Here is a 13,738-nt window from a genome sequence, read left to right on the forward strand (position 1 = left end):
TTAGAAATTTTTTTTTAAATCCATACCGCTATAAAGACTTGCAACTTCATCTCCATAACCATTAAACATTAAGGTCTTTACTCTAGGTGCCCAAACACCTTCGCCTATTATTCTTTCAGTTGCTTGAGACCATCTTGGGTGATCAACATTGGGATTAACATTTGAGTAAAATCCATATTCTCTAGGCGAAGCCCACATCCATGATGAGGTAGGCATGTTTTCGACAAATTTAATTTTAACAATAGCTTTTGCACTTTTAAAACCATACTTCCAAGGAATAAAAATTCTTAGTGGTGCTCCGTTTTGATTAGGTAGTTTCTTGCCATATAAACCTGTCACTACCGTTGTCAAAGGATGCATGGCTTCATCAATTCTTAGACCTTCATTGTAAGGCCAGTTTAAAACAGGGTATCTTTGACCTTTCATTTGTGCAGGGTCATACACACTTTCAAATTCAACAAATTTTGCTTTATTAGTTGGATTTACTTTTGATAGTAATTTACTTAAAGAAAAACCCATCCATGGAATAACCATAGACCAACCCTCAACACATCTTAATCGATATATTCTTTCCTCAGAAATAAACATTTCTGAGATTTCTTCCATAGATAATTTTATTGGTTTTTCAACTTCACCCTCAATAGTTATATCCCAAGGAGTTGTTTTAAATATTTGAGAATTTCTATGAGGATCACTCTTTGATGTTCCAAACTCATAATAATTATTATAAGTCGTAATATCTTTATAACTTGTTAATTTATCTCTCTCACTTGCTAAAGATTTATTTACAAAGGGTATAGCGGACATTGCTAATGTGCTTGCACTAAGACCTATAGATTTAATGAAAGATCTTCTTTTTTTATAAATATTCTCTGGTGTAATTTCTGAATTTTTGAATTTTATCATTTTAATTATTTAGAGATATTCCTTTTAACCACTCACTGTCCTCATTTTCATAATGCTCTTTTTTCCAAATAGGTGATCTTTTTTTAATTTCTTCAATTATATATCTAGATAATACAAAAGCTTGATCCCTATGTTTGCAAGCTACACCAATAATGATGCTTTTTTCTTTTAAACCCACATATCCTTTAACATGCTCAATAAATACTGCTTTTTCTCTAATATTTAGCTTGTTATCGGCTTCTTCATAAATTTCTTCAAAACTTTTTATAACCATACTTTCTTTGGCATCATAGGTAATACCAGTAACTGTTTTATTTTCATTTAAATCTCTTACAGTCCCAACAAAATATATTACAGCGCCAAATTTTGATTGATTTAAAAAATTTTCTGCTTTTGAAATTTCTATCTTCTCTTTTTTTGAAGCATCAATAATTTTAGTATGTAGCATTAACCGCCTCCTATAGGAGGTATAATGCTAAAGTTTTGTTTTTTAACTATTTTATAATTGTCTGAGACAATTTTATCATCAGACGAACAAAAAGCTGATGATTTAATAATTTTTTTAAAAGTTTCATTTCCTTTAAATTTTATATCAATAAACTCTATCATGTGGTTTCTAAGATCTTTTATTGAAGAATTTTCAATTAATTCAAAGTCTAAATGGGATTTAGTACTAAATTCTCTAGCTGCGCCAAATAGTTCAACTGATATTTTCATTAAAAAATATTTTTTAAAAAATCTGGAAGACCATCAGGGTTTTTCCATAATCCACTTTTTCCACCTTCTTTAATTAATAATTTTACGTTATCAATTTTAAGATGTGGATTTACTATTTTGCTTAAATCATAAATTGTGATTAAGGCAGAGTTAACACCCATTATAGCTTCCATTTCAACACCTGTTTTTGCTACTGCAGAAACTACGCAAAAAACTTCTAATGAATGGTCTAATTCATTCATAATTATTTTAGTAGCCGTATGGTCAATTGGAAGTGGGTGACATAGAGGAATAAGTTCACTTGTTTTTTTTACACCCAACACAGCTGATACTTCAGCTAAAGTAATGGGATCTCCTTTAGGCATCTTCTTATTTTTAATTAGATCGAAAACCTCTTTTCCAACATAAATTTTACCTGACGCAAGTGCTCTTCTAAAAGTTTCTTTTTTTGAAGAAACATCAACCATATTGAAAGAATTTTTTTGAAATATTTCTTTCGCCCAATCTTTAAGCTCTTCTTGATTTATAATTTTTAATTTTGACATTAGCCACCTGTGGTAGATAAATTTTTAGTTAAACCAGTTTCACCAAGTTCCAAATGGTGAGATTCTTTTTTAAATTTCATTTGACCCATTATAAGATCTTGTAATTCTTCAATTTGATCATCTTTTTGTAATAAATGTCTTATACTTATTCCAGTATTTCCAAATAGGCATAATCTAAGATCTCCTCTTGATGTAATTCTTAATCTATTACAGCTTCTACAAAAATCTTTAGAGTAGGGCGCTATGATTCCAAATTTCCCTTTATATTCTGGATTGATATAATTTAGTGACGGCCCAGCATCTTTACCTAAGGTTTGGTAAATCCAATTATTTTTATTTAAGTATTCTTTAAAGATTTTTGAAGATACATGGTATTTTTTAAAATAATCTAGGTTATCACCTGTTTGCATTAACTCTATATATCGAAAATCCACTTTGTTCATTTTTATAAATTTTCCCCAAGACTCAAAATCTTTGTCTGATGCATTTATTCCATTTAAAAGAACTGCATTGATCTTAATATTTTCAAAATTCAAATCTTGTAAGATACTAATTCCTTTTAAAATCTCTGGTAATCGATCATGACCTGTTACACTTTTGAATGTATTTCTATTTAGACTATCAATGCTAATATTAATGCCGTTTAAACCACTATCCACTAACATCTTTGCTTTTTCATCTAAATGATAACCGTTTGTGGTAATTACAACTTTTTTTATTCCAGCTTCATTTTTTAAGATCTTGATTATATCAAAAAAATCTTTTCTTACCGTTGGTTCACCTCCAGTAAGTCTAATTTTGCATACACCCAATTTTGAAAAAACTTTTGCTAAACGTCTAATTTCCTCTAAGTGAAGAAATTTTCTATTATCGCTCTTATCAACTTGGTAACCATTAGGTAGACAATAGCCGCACTTAAAATTACATACATCGGTGATCGAAAGTCTTATATATGGAAAAGACCTACCAAAACTATCTCTTAACATTTTCATTTAAGTTAAAGCTATCATAATTAATAAAATTAATCATGATAGAATTAACTTAAAATCTAGCTTTAACCTGCTGGTTTATAATTAGCCATAGCTTTTGATGCCATGCCTGCAGCTTTACCCATATCCATTTCCTCTAATATGGTAAAATTTGTTATAGCTCCAGAAGCTTCAACTGCTAGCTTAACTGCTGCTGCACCTTCAAATCCAATACTACCACTCACAACTCCTACAAAATCATAAGCTCCTCTTGTTATCATAAAAGATTCCATTTTTCCTCCTACTGCCTCTGATAAAGCAGTAGCTGCTGCAGCCCTGTCTTGATCTGGATTACCTATAAATCCCTTAAAAGCTTGAGCTGTATAATTGCCCATTACTATAAATTTAGCCATAGTTACCTCCTACTTATTATAAAGTAACATTATAGAAGAAAAATAATTAATGAAAAAATTAAATATTAGTTATGTGAATTTTAAATATATTAATTTAAAAATTAATATTTGAGAAATTACAACTTGAGATAGTATTTTAAATTTTCATATTAGTTGTGCACCTTTATATATAGATTTATTTTTATTTTAAATTTTAATAGAACTTAAATTTAAACTAGAGGTTATTAATAAATACTTAAAAATAATATTAACTTAAGATGGCAGAGATAAATATTTCGAAAATTAATAAATCTTTTGGGTCCACACATGTAATCAAAGATGTGTCTTTAGAAATTAAAAGTGAATCTTTCACTGTATTTGTTGGGCCAAGTGGCTGTGGTAAATCAACAATGCTAAGGATGATTGCTGGTTTAGAAGAGGTTAACTCAGGAACAATTTCAATTGATGGACAAGTTATTAATGATCTTCCACCATCAGAAAGAAATATAGCAATGGTCTTTCAATCATATGCTTTGTATCCACACATGACAGTGTTCGATAACATGGCTTTTGGTTTAGAGATTGAAAAAAAATCTAGAGATGAAATTACAGAGAGAGTTATGGAGGCTGCTAAAATTCTTCAAATCGAAGAATACTTGGAGAGAAAACCAAAACAATTGTCAGGAGGACAAAGACAAAGAGTTGCAATTGGTAGAGCAATTACAAGAAAGCCAAAAGTATTTTTATTTGATGAACCTTTATCTAATTTAGATGCAGCTTTAAGAGTTCAGATGAGAGTAGAGCTTGCTAAATTACATGATCAATTAAATGCAACGATGATTTATGTTACTCACGATCAAACTGAAGCAATGACACTTGCAGATGACATAGTTGTATTAGATCATGGAATAGTATCTCAAAAAGGATCACCTTTAAAATTATACAATGAACCAGAAAATTTATTTGTTGGTGGTTTTATTGGTTCACCAAAGATGAACTTTATCAATTCTAAAGTTATAAGCTCTAATAGCTCTGGAACTGAAGTTGAAATTTTAGGACAAGGAAAAATTATTGTTCCAAAAACTTCAGATAAAGTTTCACCTGGCGATAGTGTAAAGATTGGTATCAGACCTGAACATATATTAATTAATACTGGTGAAAAATGCTGGAATAGCAAGGTGTTCGTAATTGAAAAATTGGGTTCATCTACATTTCTATATTTAGAGAAAGATGGAGAACCATTAGTTGTTCAAACAGATGGTGAGAATTCAGCTAATATTGGAGACAATTTAAGCTTAAGTTTTGATTTAAATAAATGTCATTTATTTGACGAAAATAATTTAGCTTTTAAATAATTTATCTTTTTAAGTAAGTTTTTATTTAGATTTAATAAATTAAAAATCAAAAGGAATTGAATTTTGTTCTACAAGCTTTTTGAAAAAATAGTACGATTTTTTAGGTGTTCTTTTTAAAGTTTTAAAATCAACATGCACTATTCCAAATCTCTTTTCAAATCCTAACGCCCATTCAAAATTATCCATGAATGTCCATGCAAAGTAACTTTTAACTTTAGCTCCATCATCAATAGATTTTTTTACAGCACTTAAATATTTTTTAAAATAATCAATACGATCGGTGTCGTTTATTTCTCCATTTTTTTCTATTAAATCTGGATATGCTGCACCATTTTCAGTTAGATAAATATCTGGATTTCCATAATTATTTTTTAAATCCATAATTTGATCATAATAAGCATCTGGAACAATTTCCCATCCCATAAGAGTTAACTTTGCATCTTTGCCCTCAAGACCAAAAGGCAATTCATCATTGAATGCTCCTCTTGCTTTAAGTAAACTTTTATTATCAGCTTTAATTCTAATATGTTGATAATGATTTAATCCAATAAAATCATTTTTTTGAAAAATATTTTTCATATCATCTTGATGAATATGTTTTGAGACATCATCAATTAGTAATTCAGGATATCTTCCAAGATACATAGGGTCGGCAAATGATCTATTCCAATAAGTATCGAATAATTTAGTTGCATGAAGATCTTCACTTGATTTTGTGGCAGGAATACATGGCGCCATATTAAAAGTGCAGCCAATTTTTATATTATTATTTAAAGATTTCATTGCTTGAAAAGCTTTGCCATGTGCAAGATTAACATTATGTATTGATGCAAAGTATTTTTCTAAATCTTTGTATCCTGGAGCCATGTAACCATCTACATATCCATGAATAGTAAAAACTTGTGGTTCATTAAATGTGATAAAATGATTACATCTATCTCCAAAATTTTTAACAATAGCCTCTGAATAATCTGAAAATATATTTGTTATATCTCTATTTGCCCAACCCCCTTTATCTTGCAGTGATTGAGGAAGGTCCCAATGATATAAAGTTATGAAAGGCTCAATATTTTTTTCTAAACACTTGTCTATCAACCTTGAATAAAAATCTACTCCTTTAGGGTTTATTTTACCTATCCCTTCAGGGATAATCCTGGTCCACGCTAAAGAAAATCTATATGAATTTAAATTTATATTAGCCATCAGCTCAATATCTTCTTCGTATCTATGATAATGGTCTACAGCAGTATCTCCGTTTTCATTATTTTTAACTTTTCCAGGTGTATGTGTAAAAGTATCCCAAATACTTTTGCTTTTTCCATCTTTATCTGTAGCACCCTCTATTTGGTAACTTGCTGTAGCCGTTCCCCAAAAAAAATCATTAGGAAATTTATTTTTCATGTTAGTTAAATTCTGGTATCCAATTTTTATGAGCTTTTAATAACTCATCTACCATAGAACTAATTTGATCTAAACTTAATAAAGAAGAAGTAAGTGGATCTAGCATAGCCGCATGATAAATGGTCTCTTTTTTTTTGGTTCTTAAAGCTTCAACAGTTAATTGTTGAACATTTATATTAGTTTTCATTAGGTTTGCTAAATGCATAGGTAAATCCCCAACTTTTTGAGGGTTAATTCCCTCATTATTTATTTTACATGGTACTTCAACACAACAATCATCTGGTAAATTAGAAATTAACTTGTTATTCAAAACATTTCCATGAACTGTGTCTTCTTTTCCGTCAACAATTGATACAATTATCCGTGAAGCATACTCTAAAGATTTCTCACAAACAAATTTTTCTCCATCTAATAAATTTTGCTCTTGTTGATCCCACTCTTTAATTTGTTTTTTGCACCTTCGAATATATTCATTAATTGGAATATTGAATTCACTTAATAAGTCCTCTCTGTTATTTTTAATAAACCAAGGAGTATATTCTGCAAAGTGTTCGGATGACTCAGTAACAAAATATCCAAATTTTTCTAAAACTTTATATCTAACTTCGTTCGTGCATCCATCCCAATTGGTACCAAATTTTTTTTCTTTTCCAGCTTTAAAAATTTTAGGATAAAGATTTTCTTTTTTTCCCTCAGGATTAATTTTTTCAAACTTAGTATAAAAAGACATATGATTGATTCCTGAACATTCATAACTAATGTTTTTTATATCCTCGCCAATATCTTTTGCTAAATCTTCAGCAGTTCCTTGTACAGAATGACAAAGTCCAACATATTTAAGCTCAGGTGCAAACTTAGACAATGCTAAACAATTAATTGCCATAGGATTAACATACTGCAACATAGTTGCGCTTGGACAAACTTCACTCATATTTTTTGCAACTGACAATAAAGCGGGGACAGTTCTTAATCCTCTCATGATTCCACCTATTCCTAAAGTGTCACCAATAGTTTGTTTTAGTCCATACTTTGCCGGAATTTCAAAATCAATAACTGTAGAGGGCTCATAACCTCCTATTTGAAACATTAATATTACAAAGTCAGCTCCACTAAGTGCTTTTTTTTGATTTTTTTCGATTATAATCTTTGGATTTGCACCTATTGATTTTGAAACTTTTTCTGCAACCAAATTTGAGGTTTTTAATCTTCTATCATCAATATCTTGCAAAACTATTTCACAGTTACTGAAATTTTTTTCAAGCAGAATATCTGTAAGTATATTTTTCATAAATACAGTGCTTCCTGCTCCAATAAAAGTAACTTTAATCATACTAACCTTTAGTTGCTCCAAGAGTTAATCCAGCAATAAAATGTTTTTGCATTAAAAAAAACATAATAACAGGAGGTATCGCAGCAACAATAGATCCAGTTGATAGCAAGTGATAAGCTGTAATCCATTGACCATTTAATGATTTTAATCCAGCAGTAATTGGCATTGCATGATCACCTTGTATTAAGACGGTTGCCCAAAAATAATCGTTCCATATAAATGTAAAAATTAAAACACACAGTGCTGCTATAGCTGGTCTAGTCAAAGGTAATATTATCTTCCAAAATATTCTAAATTCAGATGCTCCATCCATTCTCGCAGCCTCGATAAGCTCTTGAGGTAACGCTTTAATAAAATTTCTCATAAAAAGTGTGCAAAAACCTGTTTGAAAAGCTACATGAAATAAAACCAATCCTGTAATAGTGTTGTAGAGACCAATTTTAAAAGTCAGATCTCTAACCGGTATCATTAAAATTTGAAATGGAACAAAGTTTCCGGCTATAAAAATAAAAAATATTATTAAATTTGTCTTAAACTTATAATTCGCAAGAGCAAAGCCAGTCATACAACTTAAAGCAACCGCTCCTAACATTGTTGGAATAGTTACTTTAAAACTATTTAGAGTGTATTTGATCATTGGAGTGTTAGTGAAAACATCGTATAAATTTGAAAAAAGTAAAAATTCACTTGGAGTTCCCCACATATTTCCTGCAGTAATATCTCCCAAACCTCTTATTGATGTCATTAAAATACCAAAAATCGGTATCAACCAAATAATTAATGAGATAGGTAAAAATATTTTATAAATATATTGATTTACGATTGGTCTTTGATGAATTGGAGTAGGGAACATTTAGTTATTATCCTCCCTCTCGTTTCGATACATTCTGTATATAAAAAATAAAATATAAAACATCATTATTGTAAACAAAACAGTTGCTATTGCTGACCCGTATCCCATTCTGTAACCGTATTCACTTAAAGCTTGCTCAAACATGTAATACGCTAACACATTTGAATAACCATAAGGTCCACCTTGAGTCATTATTGCCACCATATCAAAACTTCTAAGCGCACCAATCACAGTTACTACAATTGCTAAAAAGGTAGCGTGCCTTAGTTGAGGAAGCACTATATTCCAAAATAAATGAAATCCTTTGGCGCCATCCATTCTCCCAGCCTCAATTTGTTCAGGGTTAATATTGTTAAGTCCTGTTAAATATAAAATTAAACAATAAGCAATTTGTGGATATAGACCTGCAAATATTATCCCATAAGTTGCAGTATTTTCATTTGCAAGAATTGAAAATCCTTCTAATCCAATAAAATTTAGAAAGGGTGCAATAACACCATAATTTGGTTGGTAAAACCAAGTAAAAATAAGTCCAATGACTACTTGAGAAATAACAAATGGAAAAAAAAATAGAGATTTAATTAATCTAATTCCAAAAACAATTTGATTTAAAAATATTGCTAGTCCTAAGCCAATAGGAACTGCTAACATAAAAAATATTAACCATTTAAGATTATTCCAAAGTGAAATATAAAAATATTCATCATCTAAAAGTTCAATGTAATTTTGAAGACCAACATATATAGATGGAGATAATCCATCCCATTGATAAAAAGAAATGCCAATAGATACAAATATCGGTGCTATTACATAAATGGAAAAAAATATTAATCCTGGAGCTAGAAAAATCCATGGGCTTATTTTAATTTGATTTTTTTGCCACCAAGTAATTCTTTTAGTTTTTGGATTATTTAGTTCCATATAGTTATATTTTAAAAATTGATGAAATCGAATTTTTAACTGAGGGGCCAGTAAGCCCCACAGTTAAGCTAAAAGTTTATTTATAAACTTTTTGACGTACTTTTTCTAATCTTTCTAAGATTTTTTGTCTTCTGTCAGGATTAGACATATATTCTTGAAAGCCTTTCATACCCTCTGATGCCATTTGAGCTGGAGCATCTCTATCGTAGAATTGCGCCATTGCATAAGCATTATTTAGCATATTCAATCCTGCTTTTAAGAATGGATCTCCCTTTTTAACACTAGAGTTCTTGTTAATAGGAAGCTGACCTAATATTTTATTGATCTCTTCTTGCACATCTGCTCGAGACATAAATATTAAGAAACGCTTAGCATCAGTTTTATTTTTAGCTTTAGAAGGTATATGCACAGTGTCCGTAGGTGCTTCTTCAGCCATTGGGATACCTGGTGTGATTTCAGGGAACTGGAAGAAACCTAAATTAGAATCTCTTAAGCCAGCCTCTTTTAAAGGAGCAACAGCAAAGTTACCCATTACATACATTGCTGCTTCACCGTTCACCATAGGAGTTAAAGCTTCTTGCCAACTAAGTGCTGCATGATTTTCTAAGAAGTATCCAGGCTTTACAAGCTCATCCCATTTATCAAATACTGCTTGCACTTTTGGATCTGTGTAAGGAACCTTACCTAGTGTTAAATCCATATGGAACTCATAGCCATTTGTTCTAAGATTTAAATAATCAAAAACACCAGCTGTTGTCCAAAGATACTTTGATCCGATTGTAATAGGTGTAATACCTGCAGCTTTTAACGTAGCGCATGCAGCTACAAAATCATCCCATGTTTTTGGTACAGATATTCCATTTGCTGTAAATAAATCTTTCCTGTAATACACGCCCCACTGATAATAAGTGTAAGGAATACCCCATTGCTTACCACCAATCGTCATAGATTTTTTAGCATGCTCCATATTTTCAGAAAGGTTTCCGTCTACCCAACCTGAGTCTTTCCAAATATCAGAGACATCTTCAAACAAACCTGCTCTTACAAATGGTAACATTCTATTTCCAGCATACCAGTTTGCAACATCAGGTGGATCAGTGTTTAAAAAATTTCTTATGGATTGTTTGTAACCTTCATGGTCAAAAACATTCCATTTTACTGTGACGTCTGGGTTCTCTTCTTCAAATTTTTTAATAATATATTCAAAAGCTTCTTTTGGTGCTGCATCAGATGTGTCTGTATTTATCACCAAAGTACCAGCAAATGAAGTTGAAGAGATTATTCCAAACATCATTATTAATGAGATAATAACCTTTTTCATTTATGCTCCTTTTTTAATTTATGTTTAATAGATTATGTATTTTTAAAATTGATTACAATTAAAAATTATCCCCATAAATTGTTGATAATTAAATTAACAAAATAAATATATAATTATCTTACTTATAATTTTTTTAAAATTTAACCAGGTGTATATTTTCTTTCAGATTCTGGATCTTTGCTTGAGTAAGGTAATTTTAAAACTTCGTTCCAAAATTCTTCTGGGATATTTGTTTTAGCCCAAGACAGGTTTTTTTCAATACTCTGAATGCTAGTAACACCGCATAGAGTAGAGGTAATTCTTTTATCTTTCATTGAAAACTGTAAGGCAGCTGCACCCATTTCAACATTATACATTTTACAAACTTTTTCTATTTCTCTAGCAGGTGCAAGTTTTTCTTCTGTAACATCTTGATAAGTTATTTTTTTAAAGTTACTTGGACCTTTTGCTAAAATACCACCAGCGTAAGGAGCAGCATTAAAAATAGATATATTTTTACTGTGAGCATAGCTATACATTTCATCTGCTTCTCTGTTTAATAAAGTATATCTGTTATGATTAATTATCACATCAAAGTCCCAATTTTTTAAAAGAGGAAACATTATATTTATTTTTCCCATAGCTAAACCAACTGCCTTAGCTAAACCCTCTTCTTTTATTTTAAATAACTCATCCAAGGCCCCATCTTTTTTAGTGATATCATTTATATCTTTTACGTATTCTGGATCATGAAGAAATAAAATATCAACAGAGTCTACATTTAAAGTTTTTAAACTTTCTTCAATAGATTCTCTTGTTCTTTTTTTATCAAGAACTAGCGTATCCATATTTCTATCAATTTTTGTTGATAAGATAAAATTTTCTGGCCAACCCTTATTTTCCTTTATTGCTATTCCAATCCTTTTTTCACTTTCTCCCATTGCATAATTTCTTGAAGTATCAAGCATATTTACTGGACCTTGAAAAAATCTTTTTAACGTTTCTTGAGCCCTTTGTTTTGGTACTTCATAACCATAAGTATCTGGCATACTCCCCAAAGAGGATGTTCCAAAACTTAATTCTGTAACTTCCAAACCAGTATCTTTAATTTTATTTTTTTTCACAAATTAATTTTTATTAGGTTCACTCACCTAAAATACTATCGTCTAATACCTTGGTGTCATATGCTGAATAAGAATGCCATCCTGCAACTGTCTGATCAAAATCAACAATACTGCCAGTCATAATTCCTGACTCATCTGAGCACAAGAATGCCAATATCTTTGCAACATCCAAAGGTTTGTTTAATCTTTTAAAAGGAACTTTTGATTCAGCTTTTTTCAACCAATTATCATCTGCGTTGTGAAATTTTTTCTGAATTACTGTTTCTGCTGGTGTATCTGTCCAACCTAGATTTACTCCATTCACTCTTATTTGATGACCAGAAACTGAATTTGCAACATTTTTAATCATTACTGCTAATGCTGCTTTAGAAGAGCTGTAAGCAGTTAAGAAAGGCATACCACTATATCCAGCCATTGATAGAATATGAGCTATAGTTCCTTTTTTTTTATCCCTGATCATTATTTTTATAACGTCTTGCATCATAAAAAGAGGAGCTTTTACATTTACATTAAAATTTTTATCATAATTTTCCTCTGTTGTGCTTAAGATCGTTCCTCTCTCAGTAAAAGCTGCAACATTTATGAAAGAATCTACTGTGCTAAATCTTTTATCAGTTTCAGAAATTATTTTTTTACAGTCTTCAAGTTTTTCTAAATCTGCTTGAACGTATAGGCATTCTGCGCCCATGCTTTCTATTTCAGATTTTACCTTGTTTCCATTTTTATTATTTCTTCCACAGATAGTTATTCCTTTAGCGCCTCTGCTTGCTAGTAATTTCGCAGTCTCAGCTCCACTTCCTTGGGTGCTTCCTGTTACAATTATTATTTTATTTTTAAATTGGTTAGATTGTTCAGATATATATTTATTAGACATGTTAGAATTTTATATCTATTACTTTACCACTTTCAAAGGATTCATATGCTGCATTAGCTATAATCAAAGCGTTTCTTCCATCCTCAAATCCTACTAATGGTTTTGTTTTATTTTCAACGCATTTTACAAATTCATTAAATTGATCTCTGTAAGCTTGCTCATATCTCTCAATAAAAAAGAAATGTATAGGTTCTTTTTCATTTGTTGATGTGCTTGTATATCTTTCTAAAGAAGTAGGAGTTTGATTATCAGAGATTACCATTCCTTTACTACCAAATACCTCAACTCTTTGATCATACCCATAAACTGCTCGTCGAGAGTTGTTAATATGAATTAAAACACCATTTTTTGATTTTAAAATAAACATAGCAGTATCTAGATCTTTTACTTGTTGTGAATTTTTATCAAATAAAGCACTTCCAAATGCTGATACTTGAACTATAGGATCATCTCCCAATATAAATCTAGTTAAATCAAAATCATGAATAGTAGTATCTCTAAAAAATCCTCCAGCAGCTTTTAAATAGTCAATTCCAGGAGGCTCAGGATCTCTACTAGTAATAATAAGCATTTCCAATTCACCAATTTCTTTTTTTACCTTTGCCTGTTGTGCCTTTGCATGACTGGCATCAAACCTTCTGTTAAAGCCAATTTGAATAGGAACGTTTGTTCCTTTGATATTTTCCATGCACTCATTTACTTTATTGATATTTAAATCAATTGGCTTTTCACAAAAAATTGCTTTTCCTGCTTTTGCAGCCATTGTAATAAATTGAGTATGAGTTGGAGTAGCAGAAGCTATAAGAACTGCGTCTATATCATCTGCATTAATTGCGTCCTCTGGTGAAGAAGCAATTGAGCACCCTGTTGATTTTGCTACTTCTTCAGCGAATTCAGAATTAATGTCGTAAATGTATTTTAATTTTGCTTTTGGATGTGCTGCAATAAATTTAGCATGCATTTTTCCAATCCGTCCTGCTCCCATTAACGAAAAGTTAATCATAAGAATATAGAACAGAATTAAAAAACAAAATCAAGAAACATTTTTAATG

15 protein-coding genes are annotated in these 13,738 nt (G+C 30.6%); 1 reads left to right on the forward strand and 14 read right to left on the reverse strand.

Going from position 1 to position 13,738, the window contains the following annotated elements; translation table 11 throughout:
* The 6 genes from msrP to AMN83_RS03575 all read right to left on the reverse strand — a co-directional run bounded on the left by msrP (position 1) and on the right by AMN83_RS03575 (position 3,549).
* Positions 1-906 carry a protein-methionine-sulfoxide reductase catalytic subunit MsrP gene (gene msrP, locus AMN83_RS03550; protein ID WP_075504301.1) on the reverse strand — a complete coding sequence of 302 codons (906 nt, stop codon included), beginning with the start codon at positions 904-906 and terminating at the stop codon, positions 1-3.
* A 1-nt stretch (position 907) separates the two neighbouring features.
* Positions 908-1,354, reverse strand: coding sequence for a molybdopterin synthase catalytic subunit (locus AMN83_RS03555; protein ID WP_075504302.1), 447 nt, complete (start codon positions 1,352-1,354; stop codon positions 908-910).
* Entirely contained in the window at positions 1,354-1,623 is a 270-nt protein-coding gene (locus tag AMN83_RS03560; RefSeq protein ID WP_075504303.1) for a MoaD/ThiS family protein, read from the reverse strand. The genes AMN83_RS03555 and AMN83_RS03560 overlap by 1 nt, the downstream gene beginning before the upstream one ends.
* Complete coding sequence (moaC, locus tag AMN83_RS03565; protein WP_075504304.1) at positions 1,623-2,168, reverse strand: cyclic pyranopterin monophosphate synthase MoaC; 546 nt, start codon at positions 2,166-2,168, stop codon at positions 1,623-1,625. Before moaC ends, AMN83_RS03560 begins: the two co-directional genes overlap by 1 nt.
* A complete protein-coding gene (gene moaA, locus AMN83_RS03570; RefSeq protein WP_075504305.1) occupies positions 2,168-3,160 on the reverse strand; it encodes a GTP 3',8-cyclase MoaA in 993 nt (330 codons plus the stop codon). The genes moaC and moaA overlap by 1 nt, the downstream gene beginning before the upstream one ends.
* Before the next feature lie 62 nt (positions 3,161-3,222).
* Positions 3,223-3,549 (reverse strand): GYD domain-containing protein, encoded by a 327-nt coding sequence (locus tag AMN83_RS03575; protein ID WP_075504306.1) that lies wholly within the window; start codon positions 3,547-3,549, stop codon positions 3,223-3,225.
* 257 nt (positions 3,550-3,806) lie between these two features.
* Between AMN83_RS03575 and AMN83_RS03580 the strand changes: the two genes are divergently transcribed.
* On the forward strand, positions 3,807-4,883 hold the full coding sequence (locus tag AMN83_RS03580) for an ABC transporter ATP-binding protein (protein WP_075504307.1): 1,077 nt from the start codon (positions 3,807-3,809) through the stop codon (positions 4,881-4,883).
* 39 nt (positions 4,884-4,922) lie between these two features.
* Here the strand turns inward: AMN83_RS03580 and AMN83_RS03585 are convergent, their stop codons facing one another.
* The 8 genes from AMN83_RS03585 to iolG all read right to left on the reverse strand — a co-directional run bounded on the left by AMN83_RS03585 (position 4,923) and on the right by iolG (position 13,689).
* Positions 4,923-6,284 (reverse strand): GH1 family beta-glucosidase, encoded by a 1,362-nt coding sequence (locus AMN83_RS03585; protein WP_075504308.1) that lies wholly within the window; start codon positions 6,282-6,284, stop codon positions 4,923-4,925.
* Between the two features lies 1 nt (position 6,285).
* Complete coding sequence (locus tag AMN83_RS03590; RefSeq protein WP_075504309.1) at positions 6,286-7,614, reverse strand: alpha-glucosidase/alpha-galactosidase; 1,329 nt, start codon at positions 7,612-7,614, stop codon at positions 6,286-6,288.
* 1 nt (position 7,615) lies between these two features.
* Positions 7,616-8,467: a carbohydrate ABC transporter permease gene (locus AMN83_RS03595; protein WP_075504310.1), complete on the reverse strand. Its 852-nt coding sequence runs from the start codon at positions 8,465-8,467 to the stop codon at positions 7,616-7,618.
* Positions 8,468-9,388, reverse strand: a complete 921-nt coding sequence (locus AMN83_RS03600; protein ID WP_075504311.1) for a carbohydrate ABC transporter permease — start codon at positions 9,386-9,388, stop codon at positions 8,468-8,470. It lies immediately after the preceding gene.
* Positions 9,389-9,464: 76 nt separating this feature from the next.
* Positions 9,465-10,709, reverse strand: a complete 1,245-nt coding sequence (locus AMN83_RS03605) for an ABC transporter substrate-binding protein (RefSeq protein ID WP_075504312.1) — start codon at positions 10,707-10,709, stop codon at positions 9,465-9,467.
* Between the two features lie 140 nt (positions 10,710-10,849).
* The gene (locus AMN83_RS03610) at positions 10,850-11,812 is read right to left on the reverse strand and encodes an aldo/keto reductase (RefSeq protein ID WP_075504313.1); all 963 of its coding nucleotides are present in this window, start codon (positions 11,810-11,812) and stop codon (positions 10,850-10,852) included.
* 19 nt (positions 11,813-11,831) lie between these two features.
* The gene (locus AMN83_RS03615) at positions 11,832-12,686 is read right to left on the reverse strand and encodes an SDR family oxidoreductase (protein WP_075504314.1); all 855 of its coding nucleotides are present in this window, start codon (positions 12,684-12,686) and stop codon (positions 11,832-11,834) included.
* Position 12,687: 1 nt separating this feature from the next.
* The gene (gene iolG / locus AMN83_RS03620) at positions 12,688-13,689 is read right to left on the reverse strand and encodes an inositol 2-dehydrogenase (protein WP_075504315.1); all 1,002 of its coding nucleotides are present in this window, start codon (positions 13,687-13,689) and stop codon (positions 12,688-12,690) included.
* Positions 13,690-13,738: the final 49 nt, after the last annotated feature.

The organism is Candidatus Pelagibacter communis, assembly GCF_001180025.1.
GTDB classification, from domain to species: Bacteria; Pseudomonadota; Alphaproteobacteria; order Pelagibacterales; family Pelagibacteraceae; genus Pelagibacter; species Pelagibacter ubique_A.